This window comes from Nocardia asteroides, from assembly GCF_900637185.1.
In the GTDB taxonomy this organism is placed as follows: Bacteria; Actinomycetota; Actinomycetes; order Mycobacteriales; family Mycobacteriaceae; genus Nocardia; species Nocardia asteroides.
The window spans coordinates 2,121,344-2,142,992 of sequence record NZ_LR134352.1; the positions used below are offsets into that span (position 1 = coordinate 2,121,344).

A 21,649-nucleotide genomic window follows, 5' to 3' on the forward strand; every position below is an offset into this window, starting at 1 on the left:
TCGACCGGGGCTAGGGTCGGGTCATGCGCAGCGCACCCGGGCCCCGCGACGCGATCACCGATGTGGCAGGCGTGCTGGTGGGTCACCACCACGTGCTCGACGCCACCGTCACCCTCGGCACCGGCGCGGCCACCGGCTGCACGGTCGTGCGGGTCCCCGGCGGCGCGACCGCCGCGGTCGACGTGCGCGGCGGCGGACCTGGCACCAGGGAAACCGACCTGCTCGACCCGGCCAACACCGTGCGGCAGCTGAACGCGGTCCTGCTCACCGGCGGCAGCGCGTACGGGCTGGCCGCCGCCGACGGCGTGATGCGCTGGGCGGAGGAGCACGGCGAGGGCATCCCGATGGACCCGGCCGATCCCGGCCGGGTGGTGCCGATCGTGCCCGCCGCGGTGATCTTCGACCTGCCGGTGGGCGCGTGGGACGTGCGTCCCGACGCCGACTTCGGCTTCCTCGCCGCCGAGGCCGCCGGGGTGGACTTCGCACGCGGCACCGCGGGTGCGGGCGTGGGTGCGCGGGCCGGTGCGCTCAAGGGCGGAATCGGTTCGGCGAGTGTGGTTCTCGCCGACGGGCCGGGCGCCGGTGTCACGGTGGGCGCGGTGATCGTGGCCAATCCGGTCGGCTCGGTGGTGGATCCGCGCACCGGGCTGCTGTGGGGCGCAGGCACCGACGGCCCGGAGTTCTTCGGCCTGCGCGCGGGCACCGACGCCGAGATCGCGGCGCTCAACGCACTGCCGGTGAAGACCACGGTGCTCAACACCACCATCGGCGTCGTCGCCACCGACGCCGCGCTCGACCCGATCGGCTGCCGCAGGCTGGCCGCCACCGCCCACGACGGGCTGGCCAGGGCCATCCGCCCGGTGCACTCCCCGCTCGACGGCGACACCCTGTTCGCGCTGTCGACCGGCACGAAACAGATACCGCCGATCCCGCTGCCCGGCGCCTTTCCCGGCGACCTATTGCTGCTCGACCAGCTGTGCACGGCGGCGGCGGTGGTGGTCGAACGCGCCGTCGTGGACGCCGTCCTGAGCGCCACCTCGATCGCCGACATCCCGGCCTACCGCGATCTGTTCCCCTGAACCGCTGGTGGGGACCGGTGTGCGCGGTGCCCGGAATAGCCGAATAGGGTGGGTGCGTTGTCGAGGTGGTGCTCGACGGCACGCAGGTCTGTTCGTGGAAAGGGTCGAGAAGTGCTGGTGATCAGGGCCGATCTCGTCGACGCGATGGTCGCGCACGCGCGCGCCGACCACCCCGACGAGGCCTGCGGCGTCATCGCCGGTCCGGAGGGCAGCGACCGGCCCGAACGCTTCATCGCGATGCTCAACGCCGAACGCTCGCCCACCTTCTACCGTTTCGATTCCGGAGAGCAGCTGAAGGTCTGGCGCGCGATGGACGACGCCGACGAGACCCCGGTCGTCATCTACCACTCGCACACCGCCACCGAGGCCTACCCGAGCCGCACCGACATCTCCTACGCCTCCGAGCCGTTCGCGCACTACGTGCTGATCTCCACCCGCGATCCCGAGCGGCACGAACTGCGCAGCTACCGGATCGTCGACGGCGAGGTCACCGAAGAACCCGTGCGGATCGTCGATTCCTACGACGCCTGAACCCACCGAACCCGAGTCATACCCGAGGAGTCCTCATGCCGGTAACCGTGTCCATCCCGACCATCATGCGTGGCCTCACCGGAGGCGAGAAGCGCGTCCAGGGTGAGGGGTCGACGCTGTCGGCGCTCATCGACAACCTCGACGCCAACCACCCCGGCCTGGCCGAGCGCCTGCTCAAGGACGGCAAGCTCAACCGCTACGTCAACATCTACGTCGACGACGAGGACGTGCGCTTCGCCGGTGGCCTGGAGGCCGAGGTCCCGGCCGGCGCGTCGGTCACCATTTTGCCGGCGGTGGCCGGCGGCGCGCGCTGACGTGGCCCGCTACGACTCGCTCATCGCGACCCTCGGCAACACCCCGCTGGTCGGCCTGCGCACGCTGTCCCCGCAGTGGGACGGCGAGAACCACGTGCGGCTGTGGGCCAAGCTGGAGGACCGCAATCCCACCGGGTCGATCAAGGACCGGCCCGCGCTGCGGATGATCGAACAGGCCGAGGCCGACGGGCTGCTCACGCCCGGCTGCACCATCCTGGAGCCCACCAGCGGCAACACCGGGATCTCGCTGGCCATGGCGGCCAAGCTCAAGGGCTACCGGATCGTCTGCGTGATGCCGGAGAACACCTCGGTGGAGCGGCGTCAGCTGCTCACCATGTTCGGCGCCGAGATCATCGATTCGCCGGCCGCCGGTGGCTCCAACCAGGCCGTCGCCATGGCCAAGGAGATCGCCGCGAAGAACCCGGACTGGGTGATGCTCTACCAGTACGGCAACCCCGCCAACGCGCTCGCGCACTACGAGACCACCGGACCGGAACTGCTGGCCGACCTGCCCGAGATCACCCATTTCGTGGCCGGACTCGGCACCACCGGCACCCTGATGGGCACCGGCAGGTTCCTGCGCGAGAACGTGCCGGGCATCGAGATCGTCGCCGCCGAGCCGCGCTACGGCGAACTGGTCTACGGGCTGCGCAACATCGACGAGGGCTTCATCCCGGAGCTCTATGACGAGACGGTGCTCACCACCCGGTTCTCCGTCGGCCCGTACGACGCGGTGAAACGCACCCGCGAGCTGGTCGGCGAGGAGGGCATCTTCGCCGGCATCTCCACCGGGGCGATCCTGCACGCGGCGCTGGGCGTGGCGAAGAAGGCGCAGAAGGCGGGCAAGCGCGCCGACATCGCCTTCGTCGTCGCCGACGGCGGCTGGAAGTACCTGTCCACCGGCGCCTACGACGGCACCCTCGACGAGGCCGAGGAGCGGCTCGACGGCCAGCTCTGGGCTTGAGTTGCTGGAGCGCTGGCGCGCTCGAGTCGCGGCCCCTTGGGTCCCGCCGGTCAGGCACCGTTGCTTGCTCCTTCGTCGCCTTCGCAACGGCGCCTGACCGGCGGGACGGCCGCGACGGCCGCTGCGCGGCCTGCCCCTCCTCGGGGTCGGGGCCTGTGGGGCCGACCCCGACGACGGCTGCGCGGCCTGTCCCTCCTTTGGGTCGGGTCCTGTCGGCAAGTCAGTCGGTACCCTTGGCTGGAGTGGCCGGGGATCGGCCGGCCTGAGCGGAGGCGATGTCGGTGAGCGGTGGCGGAGGTATCGGGGCCTCGTTCGATCCGGATCGGATCGCCGGGCTGCAAGGCCGGCCCGGCGTGACGCCGCCCGCCCGGCGCCAAGGGCTGCGGGCGTGGACGCGCGCCGCGGTCGTGATCGTCGGATTCGTCGGGTCGCTGTATGTGATCGAGGGCGTCGACGCGGTGCTCTCGGCCGATCGGCCGGCCGGTGCGCCGGGGCAGCTCGACGCGGGCGGCATCGAACCGCGCGAGGTCGACGGGCTCGACGGCATCCTCTGGGCGCCGCTGCTGCACGGCGGGTGGGACCACCTGATGGCCAACACCCTGCCGCTGCTGATCCTGGGCTTCCTGGTGCTGCTGTCGGGCATCGGGCGCGGCATCGCCGCCACCGCGATCATCTGGGTGGTGGCCGGGGTCGGCACCTGGCTGACCGGGTCGGCGGGCAGTGTGCACGTCGGCGCGTCGTCGCTGGTGTTCGGCTGGCTCACCTACCTGATCTGCCGTGGATGGTTCGCCCGCAATGTGGGGCAGATCGTGCTCGGTGTGGTGATCTTCGTGCTGTACGGCTCCATGCTGTGGGGAGTGCTGCCCAGCGACCCCCGAATTTCTTGGCAGGGACATCTTTTCGGGGCGGTGGGTGGAGTCCTGGCGGGCTGGGTACTCTCTGGTGATGAACGTCGACGCCGCCGTGGAGCATCGGTCGGCCGCGCAGTACCTACGCGGTAGCCGGGGATCCGGTCTGGAAAATGGGGGGATCCTGCATTGAGCACCAGCACGTCGTGGCAGCATGGGGGCATGCGCCTTACCGTCCTCGGGTGCTCGGGCAGCGTGTCCGGCCCGGACTCTCCAGCGTCGGGCTACCTGTTGACGGGCCCGGATATGAGGCCGACCGTCATCGACTTCGGCCCCGGTGTCTTCGGTGCCCTGCAGAAGCACATGAACCCCGGTGACGTCGACATCTTCCTCACCCACCTGCACGCGGATCACTGCCTCGATCTGCCCGCGCTGCTGGTGTGGCGGCGCTACCACCCGAACCCGCCGCAGGGGCAGGCGCTGGTGCGCGGGCCCTCCGACGCGGCACTGCGCATCGGCAACGCCTCCGCCGAGATCGGCGGCGAGACCGACGACTGGTCCGACGTGATCGACTCGCAGGCGTGGGTGGAGAACGTGCCGGTCCCGTTCGGTCCCGGCCACACGGTCGAGGCCCGCCGGATGTACCACCCGCCGGAGTCCTACGGCCTGCGGATCACCGCCAACGACGGGCGCGTGTTCGTCTACACCGGCGACACCGCCATGTGCGACGCGGTCGTGGAGCTGGCCCAGGGCGCCGACGTCCTGATGGCCGAGGCGTCGTGGACCCACGATCCCGCCAATCGCCCTCCCGGCATTCATCTTTCGGGCACCGAGGCGGGCGAGATCGCCACCCGCGCCGGCGCCAAGGAGCTCCTGCTCACCCACATCCCCCCGTGGACCTCCCGCGAGGACGTCATCGCCGAGGCCAAGGCCGCCTTCGCGGGACCGGTCCACGCGGTGTCGCCCGGAGAGACCTTCGACCTGTAGCGGAACTCCCTACCTCTCCAACGACACGCTGAGTCGCGCAGAGGCGGACGAGCTAGGGTGTTGTCCGTGTCGAGACGAGCCGATGGCAGGGCGGATGACGAACTCCGCGAGGTAAGGATCACCCGTGGCTTCACCAAGCATCCGGCGGGGTCGGTGCTGGTCGAGTTCGGGCAGACCCGGGTGATGTGCACCGCCAGCGTCACCGAGGGCGTGCCGCCGTGGCGCCGGGATTCCGGGCTGGGCTGGCTCACCGCCGAATACGCGATGCTGCCCGCGGCCACCCACACCCGCAGTGGTCGCGAATCGGTGAAGGGCCGGGTCGGTGGCCGCACCCAGGAGATCAGCAGGCTGATCGGGCGCTCGCTGCGCGCCTGCATCGACCTGGCGGCGCTGGGCGAGAACACCATCGCCATCGACTGCGACGTGCTGCAGGCCGACGGCGGCACCCGCACCGCCGCCATCACCGGCGCGTACGTGGCGCTGTCCGACGCGGTGACCTACCTGGCCGCCGCGGGCAAACTGGCCGACCCGCAACCGATCTCGTGCATGATCGCCGCGGTGAGCGTCGGCGTGGTCGACGGCCGGGTGCGCCTGGACCTGCCGTACGAAGAGGATTCGCGCGCCGAGGTCGACATGAACGTGGTGGCCACCGACACCGGCACCCTGGTGGAGATCCAGGGCACCGGCGAGGGCGCGACCTTCCCGCGTTCCACCCTGGACAAGCTGCTGGATTCGGCGCTGGCCGGCTGCGAGCAGCTGTTCGCCGTGCAGAAGGAAGCCCTGGCGCTGCCGTACCCGGGCGAACTGCCCGAGCCCGCCGCCGCGAGGAAGTGACCGTGGCCGTGCGTGTACTGGTGGCCAGCCGCAATGCCAAGAAGCTGAAGGAACTGCGCCGGATCCTCGACGAGGCGGGCGTGGCCGGGATCGAACTGCTGAGCCTGGCCGACGTGCCGCCCTACGAGGAGGCGCCGGAGACCGGGGCCACCTTCGAGGAGAACGCGATCGCCAAGGCCCGCGACGGCGCGGTGGCCACCGGATTGCCCTGTGTGGCAGATGATTCCGGGATCGAGGTGGACGCGCTCAACGGCATGCCCGGCGTGCTGTCGGCGCGATGGTCGGGCCGCCACGGCGACGACGCCGCGAACAACGCCCTGCTGCTGGGCCAGCTCGGCGACGTACCCGACGAGCGCCGCGGCGCCGCCTTCGTCTCCACCTGTGCGCTGGTGCTGCCCGACGGCACCACCACCGTGGTCCGGGGCGAGTGGCGCGGCTCGATCGCCCGCGAGCCCGCGGGCGACGGCGGCTTCGGCTACGACCCGCTGTTCCGCCCCGACGGCGGCACCGGCAGCGCCGCCGAACTCACCCCCGCCGAGAAGGACGCGGTCTCCCACCGCGGCCGGGCCCTCACCCAGCTCATCCCGGCACTGGCCGCCCTGGCCTGATCAGCCCCGCGTGCCCCGACCCCGAGGAGGGGCAGGCCGCGCAGCGGCCGTCGCGGCCGTCCCGTCGGTCAGGTGCCGTTGCGTACGCGACGAAGGAGCAAGCAACGGTGCCTGACCGACGGGACACCAGGGGCCGCGACTCGAGCGCGCCAGCGCTCCAAGATCACAGCTGGTATTGCTGCTTGACGTCCTTGGCGTTGCGGTGTTCGACGAAGAAGGACAGCAGCGGGATGGTGCCCGCGATCAGGGTGCCGACGGTGCGGCCGATCGGCCAGCGCACCTTCACCGCGAGATCGGCGGTGACCAGCAGGTAGGCGAAGTACACCCAGCCGTGCACGACCGCGATCCAGCTCGGGGTGTCGACGCCGAAGCCGTACTTGGCGATCATCTCGCCGGTGAGCAGCAGCAGCCACAGACCGGTGACCCACGCCAGCACCCGGTATCGCTGCAGCGCCGGGCCGATCTTGGCGGCGGCGGCGGGCGCGGCCGCCTGCTCGATCGAGGGAGCGGTCGTGTCTTTGTCGGTGGTCACCCGGCGTTCCTCTCAGGGGCGTGCAGGCCGGCCGAGCGGACCTGCGCATCGATGTCGCTGGCGTGCAGACTCGCCAGGTACTGGTTGTAGGCGACCGTCTCCGGGTCGTCGGCGGGCGCGGCGCTCGGCCGTTCGGGCAGGATCCCCGCGGGGATCTCGCGCGGCGCCGCGGCCTTCGCCGTGCGCGGGCTCGCCGCCGCCGGTTCCTCGGCTTCGCGCTCGAGCCGCACGAAGCGGACGTAGGCGAACACCGCGAACGCGGCGAACAGCGGCCATTGCAGGGCGTAGCCGAGGTTCTGGCCGGTGCCGGACGCCGATTCGAACCGCTCCCACTGCCACCAGGCCAGCGCGAGGCAGCCGAGCGCCACGACGACGACCAGCGCGATCAGGGCGGGCCGGTTGTGCGTCGGGCGGGGCGGTGAAGCGGACACGCGCTCCACGGTACCCGCCTACTACACGCGGCGTAGGAGCAGGTCGTGGCCTCAGAACTTGTAGGTGATCCCGGTCATCCGCTCGGATTCCTCCCACAGCCTGCGCAGCAGTTCCGGGTTGCGCGAGATCGCGCTCGACGGGCACGCCTCGACCGGGCCCTGCGACTGCATCCAGCGGTTGGGGCCCCAGTAGACGGCGGGGTCGGCGGCGGGCTCGGTCGCCGCGAACAGGGTGGAGTGCGCGGCCTTGGCCGGCGGGTGGCCGATGAGTTTGATGAACGGCTTGGAGACCCGGTCCAGCGGGGTCTCGGTGCGGGCGAACAGGTCGGTCGCCGAGACGCCGGGGTGCACCGCGTAGGACTTCTTCGGCGAGCCCGCCTCGGCGAGCCTGCGCTGCAGTTCGCGGCCGAACATGAGGTTGGCCAGCTTGGCCTGGGCGTAGGCGAGGTTGCGCTGGTAGCGGCGGTTGTCGTAGTTGAGGTCGTCGATCCACAGCTTGGGGGTCTGCTTGTGCGCGATGCTGGCCAGGGTGACCACCCGGTCGGTGATCCGGTCGAGCAGCAGCGCGGTGAGCGCGAAGTGGCCGAGGTGGTTGACGCCGAACTGGGTCTCGAAGCCGTCGGCGGTGCGCGAGAACGGGATGTTCATCAGGCCGGCGTTGTTGATCAGCACGTCGAATTCGCCCTGCTGTTCGGCGAACGCGCGCACGGAAGCCAGATCGGCCAGGTCCAGTGCGGCCACCCGGACGTCGCCGGGGATGGCGTCGGCGATCGGCTGGGCCTTGGCCGCGTTGCGGCAGGCCATGATCACCGTGGCGCCCTTGCCTGCCAGCACCTTGGTGGTTTCGGTACCGAGGCCGCCGTTGGCCCCGGTGATCACGAACCTGCGCCCGCTCTGGTCCGCGATGTCAGTTGGTTTCCATGCCATGCGCCGATCTTACTCCGGAGTAAGATCGGCGGGAAGGGCTCAGCCGAGCAACCCGGCCAGCGTACGGGTGCAGCCGGGGCGGCGCAGCTTGGTGAGCGCTTTGGCCTCGAGCTGTCTGGCCCGTTCCCGCGACAGGCCGAGCGCGGCGCCCACCTCCTCCAGCGTGCGGCCCTCGCCGCGGTCCAGGCCGAAGCGCAGCCGGATGACGGCCGACTCGCGCTCGGTGAGTGCGGCCAGCGCGGTGTCGACGTAGCCGCGCAGCATCCGGTCGGCGACGACATCGCCCGGTGCGGGCGCGGTGTCGGGCAGCAGCGCGCCCAGCTCGGTGTCCTCGCCGATCGGCGCGTGTAGCGACACCGGCTCGGCCTCGTAGCGCAGCATCGCCTCGACCTGGGCGACGGTGAGTTCGGCGGCGGCGGCCAGCTCCTCGACGGTGGCCGTGCGGCCCAGTTGATGCGCCAGCTCACGCCGTACGCGGACGACCCGGTGCAGCACGTCGGCCACATTCGAGGGCAGCCGGATGGTGCGTCCCTGGTCGGTGAGCGCGCGGCCGATGGACTGGCGGATCCAATATGTGGCGTAGGTGGACAGCTTGAGCCCGCGCGTGTGGTCGAACTTCTCCACCGCGCGGATCAGCCCGAGGGTGCCCTCCTGGATCAGGTCGAGCAGCGACATGCCGGTGGTGGTGGGGAACCGGCGCGCGATCGACACGACCAGCCGCAGGTTCGCGCGCACCATGTGGTCCTTCGCGCGCAGGCCGTCGACCTCGGTGCGGCGCAGCTGGGCCCGCCGCTCTGCGCTGGGTTCGATTCCCGCCGTGGCGTTCTCGTCCAGTTCGGCGCGCGCCGCCACGCCCGCGGCGATGCGCGCGCCCAGCGCGTATTCCTGCTCGGCGGTCAGCAGGGGAGTACGGGCGATGGCGGTGAGGTAGTCGCGGACGGAATCGGCGGTGACGGTCAAGTGAGCTCCGTTCGGGTCTGGGCCGGACGGAAATAAACTTAGAGCGAACCTAAAAATATGTCAAGCATAAATTTGTGACGGATTCAGGTATGGTTCGGGCATGACGACGCAACCGGGGCTCCGGGCCAGGAAGAAACAGCAGACCAGGGAGCAGATCTCGCACCGCGCGACCGAGCTGTTCCTCGAGCGCGGCTTCGACAAGGTGACGATCGCCGAGATCGCGGCGGCCGCCGACGTCGCCAAGATGACCGTCACCAACTACTTCCCGCGTAAGGAGGACCTCGCGCTCGACCTCGGCGAGGTCTTCGCCGGACAACTCGCCGCCGTGGTGCGCGACCGCGCGCCGGGAAAGTCGGCGCTGGCCGCGCTGCGCGAGGTCTACCTGGCGGGGGTGGCCGCGCAGGATCCGGTGATCGGGTTCAGCGGGCAGCCGTTCGCGAAGATGATCACCGACAGCCCGGCCCTGGTCGCCCGGCTGCGCGAATTCCACGACGACCAGCGGGCCGCGCTGGCGCTGGCGCTCGCCGAGGCCACCGGCGCCGCCCCCGGCGACATCACCCCGCGCGTGGCGGCGGCCCAGCTGGCCGGTGTCCACCGGGTGCTGTTCGAGGAGATCCTGCGCCGCACCCTGGCCGGCGAGCCCGGTGACGAGATCGCCGCCGCCATGGCCGATTACGCGCGCACCGCCTTCGCCGCGCTGGAACCGGGACTGGGCGGCTACGCCGTGCGCTGAGTCGCGATGTGATTGCTGCCGTGTCACTGAGACGCCACGCACGGTCGGAAAGCCCATACTGAGGCAATGCCGGATGGTGTTGCTGTAGACGAGCCCGCCGCCCCGATGAGCAAGGCCAAGATCAATATCGTCTTCACGACGGTCGTGCTCGGCATGCTCATGGCGGCACTGGACCAGACCATCGTGTCGGCCGCGCTGCCCTCGATCGTGGCCGATCTCGGCAGCGCCGGGCACATGGCCTGGGTGGTCACGGCGTATCTGCTCGCCGAGGCCGTCGCGACCGTGCTCGCGGGCAAACTCGGTGACCTGTTCGGCCGCAAACTGCTGTTCCAGATCAGCGGCGTCATCTTCATCGCGGGTTCGGCGCTGGCGGGGATGGCGCCCGGCATGGGCGTGCTCATCCTGGCCAGGGGCATCCAGGGCATCGGCGCGGGCGGGCTGATGGTCACCTCGATGGCCCTGATCGCCGACACCATCCCGCTGCGTGAGCGCGGCAAATACCAGGGCGCGCTGGGTGCGGTGTTCGGCATCACGACCGTCGTCGGGCCGACGCTGGGCGGGCTGTTCACCGACCATGCGAGCTGGCGCTGGTGCTTCTACGTGAACGTGCCGTTGGCGATCGTCATGGTGGTGATGGCGGCGCGCACGCTGCCGCATCTGCGCGCGGTCGCGCGGCCGGTGATCGACTACCTCGGCATCGGGCTGGTGGCGCTGGGCGTGTCGTCGCTGATCCTGGCGCTGGAGTTCGGCGGCAACGAGTATCCGTGGAGCTCCTGGCAGATCATCGGGCTGTTCCTGCTCGCGATCGTCCTGCTCACGGCGTTCGTCTCCGTGGAGAACCGGGCGGTGGCGCCGATGCTGCCGATGCGGTTGTTCCGCAGCCGGGTGTTCACGGTGTCCTCGGTGCTCAGCTTCATCGTCGGCTTCGCCATGCTCGGCTCGATGACCTACCTGCCCGCCTACCTGCAATACGTCGACGGCGCGACGGCGACGATCTCCGGCGTGCGGACGCTGCCGCTGGTCGTCGGCCTGTTCATCACCTCGATCTTCTCCGGGCAGGTGGTCGGGCGCACCGGGCAGTACCGCTATTTCCCGATCGTCGGCATGGCGGTGATGGCCGTGGGCCTGTGGCTGATGTCGACGATGGGCCGGGAGACCAGCATCTGGCTGGAATCGCTGTTCATGCTGATTCTCGGCGCCGGGCTCGGGCTGTCGATGCAGGTGCTCACCATCGTCGTGCAGAACACCGTGCCCTACGCCGATCTGGGCACCGCCACCTCGGGTGTGACGTTCTTCCGCACCCTGGGCAGCGCCTTCGGCACCGCGGTGTTCGGCACCCTCTACAACAACCAGAGCAGGATCGAGCTGGCCGAGGCGATGCAGAACTCGCCGGGGATCAGTCCCGAGGCGGTGGCCGACCCGAAGGTACTGCGGGAGTTGCCGCTCGAGCAGACGGCGGCGATCGTGGACGCCTACGCCGACTCGATCGACTACGTGTTCCGCTGGGTCGTGCCGGTGGCGCTGATCGGTTTCGTGGTGGCCTGGTTCCTGCCGCAGGTCCGCCTGCGCGACAGCGCGCGCCACGGGGCGAGCGATATCGGCGAGGGTTTCTCGATACCCGATTCCCACGACCGGGTGGTGCAGCTGGAACGGGCCGTGGCGGCGACCGTGCGCAAGGCCAGGGCCGAGCAGCCGATCATCCCGGAGCTGATCGCCGCGGCCGGAAGTTCGCTCGGCCCGGACGAGGCGTGGGCGCTGGGCCAGGTGTATCTGTACGACAAGCAGGGCCTGCCGCCGACCGTGCACGGCATCTCCTACCGGCACCGGCTGCCGGTGGAGGTGCTCGCGCCGGTGTTCCGCAAGGCCGTCGACGACGGGCTGCTGGTCGACGACGTGGGCAGGATGGCCCTCACCGAGCAGGGCGGCGCCGAGGTCGACCGGCTGCGGGCGGGCTGGCGGCGCTGGCTCGGTGACCGCCTCGACGACTGGAACTACCAGGACCCCGCCGACCGCAAGCTGCTCGACGAGGCACTGTCCAACATCGCGGCCAAGCTGCTCGATCAGGGCGCCGACAGCGCCGAGGTCGGCAAGGTCTGACCACCGCTCGTCCAGTCGGCTGGACGAGCCTTGCCCGGCTAATACTCGTCGACGTATATTCGTAGACGAGTAAGGAGGTCGCATGGCCACGAAGCGCAAGGTGAACAATCTGCTGGCGCTCGCCGTGCTGTCGGTGATCGTGCAGCGGCCGATGCACCGCTACGAGATCGCCGCGACCCTGCGGGCCCATGGCAAAGACAAGGACATGGACATCAAGTGGGGCTCGCTCTACACGGTGGTCCAGAACATGGCCAAGGCCGGATTCCTCGAAGTCGTCGGCAGTGAACGCGACGGCGCCAGGCCCGAGCGGGTGATCTACCGGATCACCGACGCGGGCCGTGCCGAGATGGCCGACTGGACCAGGGAACTGCTCGCCGAACCCGAACCCGAACACCACCGGTTCACCGCGGGCCTGTCGATTCTGGCCGTGCTCCCGCCGGACGAGGTGGTGGAGCTGCTCGGCCGCCGGGTCGCGGCCCTCGACCAGGCCGCCGATCGCGCCAGGGCCGACCTCGCCGCACTGGCGGGCACCCTGCCCCGGCTGTTCCTGGTCGAGAGCGAGTTCGGGGTGGCGATGCTGGAAGCCGAGGCCGCATGGGCGCGTTCCCTGCGCGACGAACTGCGCGCGGGCACGTTCGACGGCCTCGAGATGTGGCGGCAGTGGCACGCCGACGGCATGCCCGCCGACCGGATAGCCGACTTCGGCGAAAGGGGGGACGACCAGGACCCGCCCCAGTAGACCCCGAGCCCGGTGGTGTGCGGCAACACCCCACCGGGCCCGGGAAACCGTCCCGTCACCGTGTCCACACCTACGCGCACCCGGCTCCGAGGCAGGCAAGCACAGGATAGCCCGGGTGACGCGGACTCAGATCTGGAGATCACCCATGTCCAACACCCGTTCCGCCCTGGTCATCGGCGGCGGCATCGCCGGACCCGTCGCGGCGACCGCGCTGCGGCTGGCAGGCGTCGACGCCCACGTCTACGAGGCCTATTCCGGGCCGTCCGACGGCATCGGCTCCGGGCTCGCCCTGGCCCCCAACGGCGTCGCCGCCCTCGACATCATCGGCGCGGGCGACGCCGTGCGCGCCATCGCGCTGCCCGTGCGCGGGATGCGGCTGGCCGTCGGCGGCCGCGAACACGTCCTGCCGGTGCTGCCCGATCAGCCGCCGCTGCAGGTGGTCGACCGCGGCGAACTGCACCGCACGCTGCACGACCACGCGGTCGGCGCCGGCGTCGGGTTCCGCTACGACAAGCGGCTGACCCACGTCGACGAGCATGCCGACGGGGTGACCGCGCACTTCGCCGACGGCTCCACCGCCACCGCCGACATCCTGATCGGCGCCGACGGCATCCGCTCCACCGTGCGCGGGCTCATCGATCCCGCCGCGCCCGGCCCCGACTACACCGGCATGCTCGGCTTCGGCGCCCTGATCGACTGCGACCAGGACCTGCCCGCCGACACCATGGTGTTCGCCTTCGGCGCCAAGGCCTACTACCTGTACTGGCAGCACGCCGACGGCCGGGTGGCCTGGGGCGCGAACCTGCCCAGCGCGCAGTACTACTCGCTGACCGAGGCCCGCGCGATCCCGGCCGAGCACTGGCTGCGGGTGCTGCGCGAGACCTACGCGCCGGACACCCCGGGCGGCGAGTTCGCCCGCCGGACGACCGCCGAGAACCTGGAGATCACCGGGGCGCTGCACATCATGCCGCCGGTGCCGCACTGGTATCGCGACCGGATGGTGCTGGTCGGCGACTCGGTGCACGCGCCGTCGAACAGTTCGGGCCAGGGCGCCTCACTGGCGATCGAGAGCGCGATCCAGCTGGCCCGCTGCCTGCGCGACATCGAGGCGCCCGCCCTGGCCTTCGCCGCCTACGAGCGGCTGCGCCGGGCCCGGGTGGAGGGCATCGCCACGCGGGCGGCGCGGGTGAACCACAGCAAGACCCCCGGTCCGGTCGCCCGCCGGTTCATGAACGCGCTGATGCCGCTGATGGTCCGGACGGTGATGAACCCGGAGAAGACCATGGGCGCCGAACGCCGCTACCGCATCGACTGGGACGCCCCGGTCCAGCGGGAACTGGCCACCGTGTCCTGAGCTGTTGGCCCCCGGAACCGTCGACCCGGGGGCCCACGGCCGCGCATACTCGGTACGGGAGTACTCGTGCCAGGAGGCGCTCGTGTCGACGATCAACGGACTGCCCGCCCACGTGCTGCTGGTGCACCTCGTCGTGGTGCTCGTGCCGCTCACGTCGGTGCTGCTGATCCTGTGCGCCGTGTGGCCCGCGGCGCGGCGACCGCTGGTCTGGCCCGCCGCCGCGCTGGCCGTGCTCACCGTGGCCGTCACGCCGGTGACGGTGAGCGCGGGCCGCTGGCTGGCGCAGCGCGTCGGTGACACGCCCGCCATTCGCAGGCACATGGACCTGGGCGGCACACTGCTCTACTTCGTGATCCCGTTGCTGGTGGTCGCGGCCGTGCTCGTCGGGGTGCGGCTCGCCGAGCGGGCGGGCAGGCCGCTGCTGCGCGGAGTGGCTGTCGCGGTCGCGGTCGTCACGGTGGCGGTGGGTGTCGCCGCGACGGTGCAGGTGGTGCGGATCGGCGACTCGGGCGCCAGGGCCACCTGGGGACCGCTGGTATCGGCGACATCCGGGTGACCCGACATAGCTTTCGTCTATGAGCCCGCCGCGCGACGGTCGGCGCGCAGCCTCAGGATCCGGGTGGATTCGGCGTCGGCGGGCAGGAACGCTTCCAGATGGAGTTCGGCGATGGTGACGTCGGTGGCGGTCGCGAACGAGGTCAGGGTGGTGATCAGGCGCAGGTCGCCGTCGTCGGTACGCAGCTCGAGCGGCACGGCGAAGCCGAGGTGGCCGGGGCCGGGGGAGACCGCCGGCAGATAGCCCGAGAGCTCGGTGATCAGCGCGTCGACGGCGGGGTCGGGGGTGTGCGCCGCGCGACCGCGCAGCGAGTCGATGATGTGCCTGCCCCATTCGGGCAGATTGCGCACCCGGGGCGCGACACCGTCGGGATGCAGGGCCAGGCGCAGCACGTTCACCGGCGCGCGCAGCAGATGATCGGCGACACCCTCGGTGAACAGGTCGAAGGCGGCATTGGCCGTCACCAGTTCGCCGCGTGGCCGGGCGACCAGCGCCGGGTACGGCAGGTGCCCGTCGAGGACGGCGCCGATCGCCTCCCGCACGGGCGCCAATTCCGGTGCGGCCAGATCGCTTTCAGGGAACACCGGCGCGAATCCGGCCGACAGCAGCAGGTTGTTGCGGTCGCGCAGAGTCAGGTCGAGCGATTCGGCCAGGCGCACCACCATCGTGCGGCCGGGTCGCGACCTGCCCTGTTCGAGGAAACTCAGATACCGCTGACTCGTCTCGGCGCGGATCGCCAGGTCGAGCTGGCTGACCCGGCGCAGCGTGCGCCACTGCCGCAGTTGCGGGCCGAAACCGGTGGGGGACAGCGCGGTCGTCATGGGACGAGTCAACCCGGCGTGCGCGTCGCCCGCCATTCCCTCCGGGGAATCGCGTGGTGTCGCCGCGCTCGACAGAGTTGTCCCCATGAGCAACGACGACATCGCCCTCCGCTACGTGGCCCTCTGGAACGAAGCCGACCCCACCGCCCGCCGCGCCCTGATCGAGGACCTGTTCGCCCGTGACGGCGCGCAGTACCTGGTGGACCCGCCCGCCGAGATCCGCAAGGCCGCCGCCGACCTGGCCGTGCCGACGCCGCCGCTCGCCGTACACGGCCACGACGCCCTCGAGCGCCGGGTCAGCCGCGCCTACGAGATGTTCCTGGCCGGTGGCGAGTTCGTCTTCGCGACCTCGGGTCCGGCCGTGCCGCTGCCCGCGAACACGGTCGGGGTCGGCTGGACGATGAACCGCCGCGACGACGGCACCCCGCAGGGCGGCGGGTTCGACCTGCTCGCCCTCGACGCCGACGGCCGCGTCGTCACCGACCATCAGTTCATCGAGGAATCGCGTTGACCGGCTAGCCGCGCTCGGCAGCAGCGGCGGGTTCGGCCGGCACGGCAGGCCGATCCGGTTCCCGCCGTAGCCGGCAGAACACCGTCACGCACAGGATCAGCCAGCACACGCCGAACAGCCAGCCGGCCAGCACATCGGTGCACCAGTGCACACCCAGGTAGATCCGGGACAGCCCGACCGCGATGGGAAACGCCACCGCCAGCACCGTGGCCACCACCTTGACCACGGTGTGGCGCAGCAGCGGGATGACGGTGAGCGCCACGATCCCCACCACGACGGTGCTGCCCAGCGTGTGCCCGGACGGATAGGACAGGCTCGGTTCGGCGACCAGCCGGGTCACCTCCGGCGGCCGGTGCCTGCCGACCAGCTGTTTGATCACCACCACCAGCACCCCGGCCCCCGCCGAGGCGACCGCGACCAGCGCGGCGGTGGCGAGGTCGCGCCGCCAGGCGAACCAGCAGACCGTGACGGTGGCGAGGATGGTCATCGACTGGGTGTCGCCGAGGTCGGTGATCACCCGCGCGAAGGAGGTGAGCGGTTCGTCGCGGTGCGCGAGCATCCAGTCCAGCACCCGCGGGTCGATCCGGATGATGCCGGCGTCATTGTTGACCTGCCAGGTCAGCAGGCCGAGCAGGACGAGGGCGGCGCCGATCAGCGTCGCCGCGAGCGGCAGCCTGCGGCCGAGCGCCGACCAGCCGATGTCGCCGGTTCGAGGTCGAGGGGAGGCAGGGGGCATAGCTACCAGATTGCCAGCTCCCGGCTCATGCTTCGAAGACGACCGCGTTTCCGGCGACGTCGCGGGTGCCCGCGACCTTCTTGATCGCCTTCACCAGGTCGGCGACGGTGTCCCAGGTCCGCGGGGGTTCGGCCTCGATGTTGCCGATCGTGTACCAGGTATCGGTACCGCGATAGCGGACGAGGCCCTTGCCCGCGTCGTCGAGCATGACGTCGAGCTCGCCGGACACCGTCCCTTCCTCTTCGGTCATGACGGCGCTGTCGGCGGTGATCTCGATCGTCTCGCTTATTTGAACTCTCCTCGGCGGAGGCAGTCGTCGACTGCGGTGCGCAACGCGGTGTGCTCGGCGGTATCAACGGTCAGGCCGTACTTTATCTTGACCTTCACGTAATGCTCCACATAGGCGCACCGGAAATTGCCCGGCGGCAGGTAGTTGGCCGGGTCCTGATCGCCCTTGGACCGGTTGGCCGAGGGGTCGGCGGCGACGAGGTTGAGCGCGTCGTTGGCGATGCGGCGGCGGGTGTCCTCGTCGCGGTCGGCGGCGCCGGAACGCCACGCCTCGGCGAGCGCCACGATGTGCTCGGCGTCGACCTTGGCCGGGTCGGTGATGAACTTGTACGGCCCGAGCTGGCCGGTCTTCTTGTCGACGAAGCCGTAATGGTCCTGCCAGCCCGCGCCGGCGGGGATGGTCAGCTCGCAGGTCTTCGGGTCGAGGGTGACCTTGCCGGTGGCGTCGCGCAGCATCATCACGTCGCGGCTGGTGCACTTGGTGTACTGGGCCAGGTCGCCGCCGAAGCCGTGTTCGGGCTTGTTGGTGTCCCAGTGCGGGAACTGTTCCCTGGTGTAGCCCGTCATCGGGCCTTCCTTGGCGACGACCAGCTTGCCGATCAGGTCGCCGATCTCCTTGCCCGACACCGTCGCCGCGCTCGCCGGTCCCGGCGCCGGCGCGGTGGGGCTCACCTTGTCCAGCAGGGTGTTGGCGACGGTGAGGACGATGCCGACGATCACCGCCGCGGCCAGCGCGAGCAGCGCCTTGCCCAGAGGAGAGCCGCTGATCGTTGACCACTTCATGCCCGTACCACCCACACGCTTCGTCGAAAATGAACCGGCACAACCTAACGGGCCCGCCGGGCGTCGTAACTGATTGTGAGCTATGACCTTCGGCACAGGGCGGCGCAATGCGATTGCGACTCAATAGCGTTCACCTATCGACCGTGGTGGCCGCCCGATGCGCCGGGTAAACCCAGGGTGACACACATCACGTCGAATCCTGGTCGGCGCCGGTCGATTTCGCTCCGGCCGGTGCGCGGTGCCGGCCTGAGTCAGTCGGGCAGGGTGCCCGACTCCGGCGGAATTCCGGTGTCGAGGAAGCGGATCAGGCGGGCGATGCGGGCGGTGTGGTCGACGCAGCGCTGGAACTGGCTGCCCAGCAGGGCCAGATCGATCGCCGCGCCGGTGCCCGCGTCGGCGTCGGTGGTGGTCAGGACGGTGCGCAACCGCGCGCACCGGGTTTCCATCGCCTCGCCCGCGGTGCCGTCGTCGGCGACGAACCGGCCGGTCGCCACCGAAGCACTCACGCCGGCAACGCATTCGGCGGCCAGCGTGCCCATCGCGACCAGCTCGGCGAGCACCGGTTCCGGCGCGACGGCGCGGGGATGCGCGCGGTAGACGTACTGGCCCGCGGTCTCGGTGCGCCGCCCGATCCGCGAGAGTTCGCCGGCGATCTGGATGGCGGTCACCACGTGCCGGAGGTCGCGCGCGACCGGCGCCTGCAGCGCGAGCAGGGCCATCGTGCGGTTCTCGCAGGCGGCGAACATCTGCTGTAGCTGCTCGTCCAGCGCGAAAACCTCGTAGGTGGCGGTCAAATCGGCGCTCGCCAGCGCTTCGGTGACCCGCTCGGTCGCGTCGTGGGCGAGGCGCGACATGAGGGTGAGGTCGTTGGACAGGGCAACGAGCTCGAGGGTGAACTGGGTCCGCACGCGCTGAATTGTTCCCCATCGAGGCGTTTCGGGGAATCCATCGGCCGATCTTTCGCGGCCGCGTATCCGGGCGCACTCGCGCGGGCCTGGGACGATGGAGATCATGATTGCCGCGTTGAGGACCAGATGGACCCTGTTCACCCCGATACTCGCCGCCCTCGTACTCGCCGCGACATGGGGGCGGGACGTGCCGGGCGTCGTCGTGCTGGTGGTCGACGTCGCCCTGGTCGGCGCGGTGCTGGCGGCGGTCTTCCACGCCGAGGTCGTCGCGCACCGGGTGGGTGAGCCGTTCGGCTCGCTGGTGCTGGCGGTGGCCGTCACCGTGATCGAGGTGGCCCTGATCGTGACGATGATGATCTCCGGAGGCGACAAGGCGGCCTCGCTCGCGCGCGACACCGTCTTCGCCGCGGTGATGATCACCTGTAACGGCATCTTCGGGCTGGTCCTGCTGGTGGGCGCGCTGCGCAGGCGGGTCGCGGTGTTCAACCCCGAGGGCACCGGTGCCGCGCTGGCGACCGTGGCGACCCTGGCGACGCTGAGCCTGGTGCTGCCCACCTTCACCACCAGCAAGCCGGGCCCGGAGTTCTCGCCCGCGCAGCTGGTCTTCGCTGCGGTCGCCTCGCTGGCGCTGTACCTGCTGTTCGTGATGGTGCAGACGGTGCGCCACCGCGACGACTTCCTCCCGGTCGAGGACGCGGGCGCCGTCGACGACACCGATCCGCACCACGACACCGCCCCGTCCACCCGCACGGCGCTGATCAGCCTGGGTCTGCTGGTGCTGGCCCTGATCTGTGTGGTCGGCCTGGCCAAGGTGGTCTCGCCCGCGCTGGAACGCGGGGTGGCCGCGGCGGGCCTGCCGCAGTCGGCGGTCGGTGTGGCGATCGCGATGCTGGTGCTGCTGCCCGAGACGCTGGCCGCTTACAACTCCGCGCGCCGCAACCAGGTGCAGATCGGCCTGAATCTGGCGCTCGGCTCGGCCATGGCCAGCATCGGCCTCACGATTCCGGTGATCGCGCTGGCGACCATCTGGCTGAGCGGGCCGCTGGTGCTCGGACTCGGCGCCACCCAGATGGTGCTGCTCGCGCTGACCGTCGTGGTCGGCACGCTGACGATCGTGCCCGGCCGCGCGACCCTGCTCCAAGGTGGCGTTCACCTGGCGTTGTTCGCCGCTTTCGTGTTCCTGGCGGCCAGCCCGTAGCTGGAGTGTTGCGGATCACACGGGGTGGTGTCCTGTCATGGAAACGGCGGAAAAGCGACGAGGGTCACCACCCCGTAATTTTGTTGTGACGCAGAGTACCGGTTAGCTTGCTGGAGTTGGCACCGACGCCGAAGCCAGAGAGTGCGGTATGAAAATCACCATGCCCAGCGCTTCGCGAGCGGGCCGGGGGCATCGCTGATGTCCACCGATCTGCATTCCGCGAAGCCGGATTCCGCCACCCAGATCGTCCGCAAGAATTTCACCGACACGGTCGTGTCGTCGTTGCGGACCTTCGGGCGCGCGGTCGACCTCGCGCAGGAGTCGGTCACCGGCACCGTCGCCGACGTCGCCCGCGGACATTTCCAGTGGCGCGAGACCCTCGTGCAGGCCTGGCGGCTGATCACGGTCACCGCGATCCCCGCGATCCTGATGGCCATCCCGTTCGGCGTGATCGTCTCGATCCAGGTCGGCAACCTGATCCACAGCCTGGGCGCCGACTCCATGCTCGGCGCCACCGGTGGCCTCGGCGTCATCAAGCAGGGCGCGCCCATCGCCACCGGCTTCCTGCTCGGCGGCGCCGGCGCGGCCGCGATCGCCGCCGACCTCGGCGCGCGCACCATCCGCGAGGAGATCGACGCGCTCAACACCATGGGCATCAGCCCGGTGCACCGGTTGGTCATCCCGCGCATGATGGCGATGCTGATCGTGGCCCCGATGCTCAACGTGCTGATCATCTTCGTCGGTGTGCTGGCCGGCTACGCCGTCGCCGTGGGTGGCCAGGGCGTGACCCCGGGCAGCTACTGGTCGACGTTCGGCTCCTTCGCCACCGTCGCCGACGTGTGGGTCTCGCTGCTCAAGGCGCTGATCTTCGGCTTCCTGGTCGTGGTCATCTCCTGCCAGCGCGGCCTGGAGGCCAAGGGCGGCCCGCGCGGTGTGGCCGACGCGGTGAACGCCGCCGTGGTGCTCTCGGTGGTCTCGATCGCGATCGTGAACCTGCTCGCGACCCAGATCAGCGCCATGTTCCTGCCGACGAAGCTGGCGTGATGGCTGCCTCCTCCTATATCCCCACCTCGCTGCACTGGCTGCGCAAGCCCGTCCGGCTCGGCAAGCGCATCGGCTCGGCCGGTGAATCGCTCGGCTTCGTGGCGGTGTTCGTCTGGCAGGTGCTGTCCTCGGTGCCGCTCACGCTGCGCCGCTACCGCGACGAGACGTTGCGCGCGGTCACCGACATGACCTGGGGTCGCGGCTCGATCATCGTCGGCGGCGGCACCGTGCCGATGATGATCGTGCTCGGCCTGGTGATGGGCGCCTCGGTGGGCGTCGAATCGTTCGCCTCCCTGGACATGCTCGGCATGGGCCCGGTGACCGGCGTGATCTCCGCCTACGCCACCACCCGTGAACTCGCGCCGATCGCGGCCGCCATCGGCTTCGCCGCCCAGGCGGGGTGCCGGATCACCGCCGAGATCGGCTCGATGCGCATCTCCGAGGAGATCGACGCGATCGAGGCGCTGGGCCTGCGCTCGGTGCCGTTCGTGGTGACCACCCGCGTCATCGCGGGCGCCATCGCCATCGTGCCGACCTTCCTGATCGCGCTGATCCTGTCGTACGGCGCCTGCCGCGGGCTGCTCACGATGGTCTACGGGCAGTCGGCCGGCGTGTACGACCACTACTTCTTCCAGTTCATCTCCGGCTTCGACATGATCGCCGCCGTCATCAAGGTGGCCGTGTTCGGCACGGTGGTGATCCTGGTGCACAGCTACTTCGGGTTCTTCGCCACCGGCGGCCCCGAGGGCGTCGGCATCGCCTCCGGGCGCGCGGTCCGGGCCAGCTCGGTGGCCATCGTCGCCATCGACATGGTGCTGTCGATCATGCTCTGGGGCTTCAACTCGGCGATCAGTTTTACGGGGTGA

At 70.4% G+C, this 21,649-nt stretch carries 26 protein-coding genes; 17 read left to right on the forward strand and 9 right to left on the reverse strand.

Annotation, left to right across the window (positions count from 1 at the left end; genetic code table 11):
• Positions 1-23: 23 nt before the first annotated feature.
• The 8 genes from EL493_RS09830 to rdgB all read left to right on the forward strand — a co-directional run bounded on the left by EL493_RS09830 (position 24) and on the right by rdgB (position 6,165).
• Positions 24-1,079 carry a P1 family peptidase gene (locus tag EL493_RS09830; protein ID WP_019045439.1) on the forward strand — a complete coding sequence of 352 codons (1,056 nt, stop codon included), beginning with the start codon at positions 24-26 and terminating at the stop codon, positions 1,077-1,079.
• 144 nt (positions 1,080-1,223) lie between these two features.
• A complete protein-coding gene (locus EL493_RS09835) occupies positions 1,224-1,610 on the forward strand; it encodes a Mov34/MPN/PAD-1 family protein (RefSeq protein WP_232017312.1) in 387 nt (128 codons plus the stop codon).
• A 35-nt stretch (positions 1,611-1,645) separates the two neighbouring features.
• Positions 1,646-1,924, forward strand: a complete 279-nt coding sequence (locus EL493_RS09840) for a MoaD/ThiS family protein (RefSeq protein ID WP_019045441.1) — start codon at positions 1,646-1,648, stop codon at positions 1,922-1,924.
• A gap of 1 nt (position 1,925) precedes the next feature.
• A complete protein-coding gene (locus tag EL493_RS09845; protein ID WP_019045442.1) occupies positions 1,926-2,888 on the forward strand; it encodes a PLP-dependent cysteine synthase family protein in 963 nt (320 codons plus the stop codon).
• A gap of 275 nt (positions 2,889-3,163) precedes the next feature.
• Positions 3,164-3,889 carry a rhomboid family intramembrane serine protease gene (locus EL493_RS09850; protein ID WP_019045443.1) on the forward strand — a complete coding sequence of 242 codons (726 nt, stop codon included), beginning with the start codon at positions 3,164-3,166 and terminating at the stop codon, positions 3,887-3,889.
• Between the two features lie 69 nt (positions 3,890-3,958).
• On the forward strand, positions 3,959-4,723 hold the full coding sequence (locus EL493_RS09855; RefSeq protein ID WP_022565462.1) for a cyclic nucleotide-degrading phosphodiesterase: 765 nt from the start codon (positions 3,959-3,961) through the stop codon (positions 4,721-4,723).
• A 66-nt stretch (positions 4,724-4,789) separates the two neighbouring features.
• A complete protein-coding gene (rph, locus tag EL493_RS09860) occupies positions 4,790-5,557 on the forward strand; it encodes a ribonuclease PH (protein ID WP_030204207.1) in 768 nt (255 codons plus the stop codon).
• Between the two features lie 2 nt (positions 5,558-5,559).
• Entirely contained in the window at positions 5,560-6,165 is a 606-nt protein-coding gene (rdgB, locus tag EL493_RS09865; RefSeq protein ID WP_022565461.1) for an RdgB/HAM1 family non-canonical purine NTP pyrophosphatase, read from the forward strand.
• A 163-nt stretch (positions 6,166-6,328) separates the two neighbouring features.
• Here rdgB and EL493_RS09870 read toward each other — a convergent pair whose 3' ends face one another.
• From EL493_RS09870 to EL493_RS09885, 4 genes are read right to left on the reverse strand one after another with little or no spacing between them, the layout of a single operon-like run.
• Positions 6,329-6,697 carry a DUF3817 domain-containing protein gene (locus EL493_RS09870; RefSeq protein ID WP_019045447.1) on the reverse strand — a complete coding sequence of 123 codons (369 nt, stop codon included), beginning with the start codon at positions 6,695-6,697 and terminating at the stop codon, positions 6,329-6,331.
• Positions 6,694-7,128: a glucitol operon activator gene (locus tag EL493_RS09875; protein WP_030204208.1), complete on the reverse strand. Its 435-nt coding sequence runs from the start codon at positions 7,126-7,128 to the stop codon at positions 6,694-6,696. The genes EL493_RS09870 and EL493_RS09875 overlap by 4 nt, the downstream gene beginning before the upstream one ends.
• Before the next feature lie 51 nt (positions 7,129-7,179).
• On the reverse strand, positions 7,180-8,055 hold the full coding sequence (locus EL493_RS09880) for an oxidoreductase (protein WP_022565460.1): 876 nt from the start codon (positions 8,053-8,055) through the stop codon (positions 7,180-7,182).
• A gap of 39 nt (positions 8,056-8,094) precedes the next feature.
• A complete protein-coding gene (locus tag EL493_RS09885) occupies positions 8,095-9,015 on the reverse strand; it encodes a sigma-70 family RNA polymerase sigma factor (RefSeq protein ID WP_019045450.1) in 921 nt (306 codons plus the stop codon).
• 100 nt (positions 9,016-9,115) lie between these two features.
• Here EL493_RS09885 and EL493_RS09890 point away from each other — a divergent pair, with 100 nt between their 5' ends.
• The 5 genes from EL493_RS09890 to EL493_RS32245 all read left to right on the forward strand — a co-directional run bounded on the left by EL493_RS09890 (position 9,116) and on the right by EL493_RS32245 (position 14,494).
• Positions 9,116-9,748: a TetR/AcrR family transcriptional regulator gene (locus tag EL493_RS09890; protein ID WP_019045451.1), complete on the forward strand. Its 633-nt coding sequence runs from the start codon at positions 9,116-9,118 to the stop codon at positions 9,746-9,748.
• Positions 9,749-9,814: 66 nt separating this feature from the next.
• Positions 9,815-11,845: an MDR family MFS transporter gene (locus EL493_RS09895; RefSeq protein WP_030204212.1), complete on the forward strand. Its 2,031-nt coding sequence runs from the start codon at positions 9,815-9,817 to the stop codon at positions 11,843-11,845.
• An 82-nt stretch (positions 11,846-11,927) separates the two neighbouring features.
• Positions 11,928-12,584 carry a PadR family transcriptional regulator gene (locus tag EL493_RS09900; protein ID WP_019045453.1) on the forward strand — a complete coding sequence of 219 codons (657 nt, stop codon included), beginning with the start codon at positions 11,928-11,930 and terminating at the stop codon, positions 12,582-12,584.
• Between the two features lie 145 nt (positions 12,585-12,729).
• Entirely contained in the window at positions 12,730-13,938 is a 1,209-nt protein-coding gene (locus tag EL493_RS09905; protein WP_019045454.1) for an FAD-dependent oxidoreductase, read from the forward strand.
• A gap of 82 nt (positions 13,939-14,020) precedes the next feature.
• Positions 14,021-14,494, forward strand: a complete 474-nt coding sequence (locus tag EL493_RS32245; RefSeq protein WP_019045455.1) for a DUF2231 domain-containing protein — start codon at positions 14,021-14,023, stop codon at positions 14,492-14,494.
• A gap of 17 nt (positions 14,495-14,511) precedes the next feature.
• Here EL493_RS32245 and EL493_RS09915 read toward each other — a convergent pair whose 3' ends face one another.
• Positions 14,512-15,315: a helix-turn-helix domain-containing protein gene (locus EL493_RS09915; protein WP_030204213.1), complete on the reverse strand. Its 804-nt coding sequence runs from the start codon at positions 15,313-15,315 to the stop codon at positions 14,512-14,514.
• Between the two features lie 85 nt (positions 15,316-15,400).
• Between EL493_RS09915 and EL493_RS09920 the strand changes: the two genes are divergently transcribed.
• Positions 15,401-15,826, forward strand: coding sequence for a hypothetical protein (locus EL493_RS09920; protein ID WP_019045456.1), 426 nt, complete (start codon positions 15,401-15,403; stop codon positions 15,824-15,826).
• 4 nt (positions 15,827-15,830) lie between these two features.
• On the opposite strand, the gene EL493_RS09925 is transcribed toward EL493_RS09920, so the two are convergent.
• The 4 genes from EL493_RS09925 to EL493_RS09940 all read right to left on the reverse strand — a co-directional run bounded on the left by EL493_RS09925 (position 15,831) and on the right by EL493_RS09940 (position 18,541).
• Positions 15,831-16,562 (reverse strand): phosphatase PAP2 family protein, encoded by a 732-nt coding sequence (locus tag EL493_RS09925; protein ID WP_019045457.1) that lies wholly within the window; start codon positions 16,560-16,562, stop codon positions 15,831-15,833.
• 25 nt (positions 16,563-16,587) lie between these two features.
• Positions 16,588-16,812, reverse strand: coding sequence for a hypothetical protein (locus tag EL493_RS09930; protein ID WP_019045458.1), 225 nt, complete (start codon positions 16,810-16,812; stop codon positions 16,588-16,590).
• A 35-nt stretch (positions 16,813-16,847) separates the two neighbouring features.
• Positions 16,848-17,633 (reverse strand): HNH endonuclease family protein, encoded by a 786-nt coding sequence (locus tag EL493_RS09935; protein WP_019045459.1) that lies wholly within the window; start codon positions 17,631-17,633, stop codon positions 16,848-16,850.
• A 251-nt stretch (positions 17,634-17,884) separates the two neighbouring features.
• Positions 17,885-18,541: a phosphate signaling complex PhoU family protein gene (locus EL493_RS09940; RefSeq protein ID WP_019045460.1), complete on the reverse strand. Its 657-nt coding sequence runs from the start codon at positions 18,539-18,541 to the stop codon at positions 17,885-17,887.
• 103 nt (positions 18,542-18,644) lie between these two features.
• On the opposite strand from EL493_RS09940, the gene EL493_RS09945 reads away from it, so the two are divergent.
• The 3 genes from EL493_RS09945 (at position 18,645) to EL493_RS09955 (ending at position 21,649) form a co-directional block, all read left to right on the forward strand.
• Positions 18,645-19,739, forward strand: a complete 1,095-nt coding sequence (locus tag EL493_RS09945) for a calcium:proton antiporter (RefSeq protein WP_030204217.1) — start codon at positions 18,645-18,647, stop codon at positions 19,737-19,739.
• A 198-nt stretch (positions 19,740-19,937) separates the two neighbouring features.
• Positions 19,938-20,783: an MlaE family ABC transporter permease gene (locus EL493_RS09950; protein WP_019045462.1), complete on the forward strand. Its 846-nt coding sequence runs from the start codon at positions 19,938-19,940 to the stop codon at positions 20,781-20,783.
• A complete protein-coding gene (locus EL493_RS09955; RefSeq protein ID WP_019045463.1) occupies positions 20,783-21,649 on the forward strand; it encodes an MlaE family ABC transporter permease in 867 nt (288 codons plus the stop codon). The genes EL493_RS09950 and EL493_RS09955 overlap by 1 nt, the downstream gene beginning before the upstream one ends.

Coding starts and splice junctions, on each gene's coding strand:
- EL493_RS09955 (WP_019045463.1), top strand. CDS start 20,783: ATGGCTGCCTCCTCCTATATCCCCACCTCGCTGCACTGGCTGCGCAAG.
- EL493_RS09920 (WP_019045456.1), top strand. CDS start 15,401: ATGAGCAACGACGACATCGCCCTCCGCTACGTGGCCCTCTGGAACGAA.
- EL493_RS09890 (WP_019045451.1), top strand. CDS start 9,116: ATGACGACGCAACCGGGGCTCCGGGCCAGGAAGAAACAGCAGACCAGG.
- EL493_RS09830 (WP_019045439.1), top strand. CDS start 24: ATGCGCAGCGCACCCGGGCCCCGCGACGCGATCACCGATGTGGCAGGC.
- EL493_RS09905 (WP_019045454.1), top strand. CDS start 12,730: ATGTCCAACACCCGTTCCGCCCTGGTCATCGGCGGCGGCATCGCCGGA.
- EL493_RS09935 (WP_019045459.1), bottom strand. CDS start 17,633: ATGAAGTGGTCAACGATCAGCGGCTCTCCTCTGGGCAAGGCGCTGCTC.
- EL493_RS09855 (WP_022565462.1), top strand. CDS start 3,959: ATGCGCCTTACCGTCCTCGGGTGCTCGGGCAGCGTGTCCGGCCCGGAC.
- EL493_RS09880 (WP_022565460.1), bottom strand. CDS start 8,055: ATGGCATGGAAACCAACTGACATCGCGGACCAGAGCGGGCGCAGGTTC.
- EL493_RS09945 (WP_030204217.1), top strand. CDS start 18,645: ATGATTGCCGCGTTGAGGACCAGATGGACCCTGTTCACCCCGATACTC.
- EL493_RS09900 (WP_019045453.1), top strand. CDS start 11,928: ATGGCCACGAAGCGCAAGGTGAACAATCTGCTGGCGCTCGCCGTGCTG.
- EL493_RS09835 (WP_232017312.1), top strand. CDS start 1,224: ATGGTCGCGCACGCGCGCGCCGACCACCCCGACGAGGCCTGCGGCGTC.
- EL493_RS09925 (WP_019045457.1), bottom strand. CDS start 16,562: ATGCCCCCTGCCTCCCCTCGACCTCGAACCGGCGACATCGGCTGGTCG.
- EL493_RS09895 (WP_030204212.1), top strand. CDS start 9,815: ATGCCGGATGGTGTTGCTGTAGACGAGCCCGCCGCCCCGATGAGCAAG.
- EL493_RS09915 (WP_030204213.1), bottom strand. CDS start 15,315: ATGACGACCGCGCTGTCCCCCACCGGTTTCGGCCCGCAACTGCGGCAG.
- EL493_RS09950 (WP_019045462.1), top strand. CDS start 19,938: ATGTCCACCGATCTGCATTCCGCGAAGCCGGATTCCGCCACCCAGATC.
- EL493_RS09840 (WP_019045441.1), top strand. CDS start 1,646: ATGCCGGTAACCGTGTCCATCCCGACCATCATGCGTGGCCTCACCGGA.
- EL493_RS09930 (WP_019045458.1), bottom strand. CDS start 16,812: ATGACCGAAGAGGAAGGGACGGTGTCCGGCGAGCTCGACGTCATGCTC.
- EL493_RS09850 (WP_019045443.1), top strand. CDS start 3,164: ATGTCGGTGAGCGGTGGCGGAGGTATCGGGGCCTCGTTCGATCCGGAT.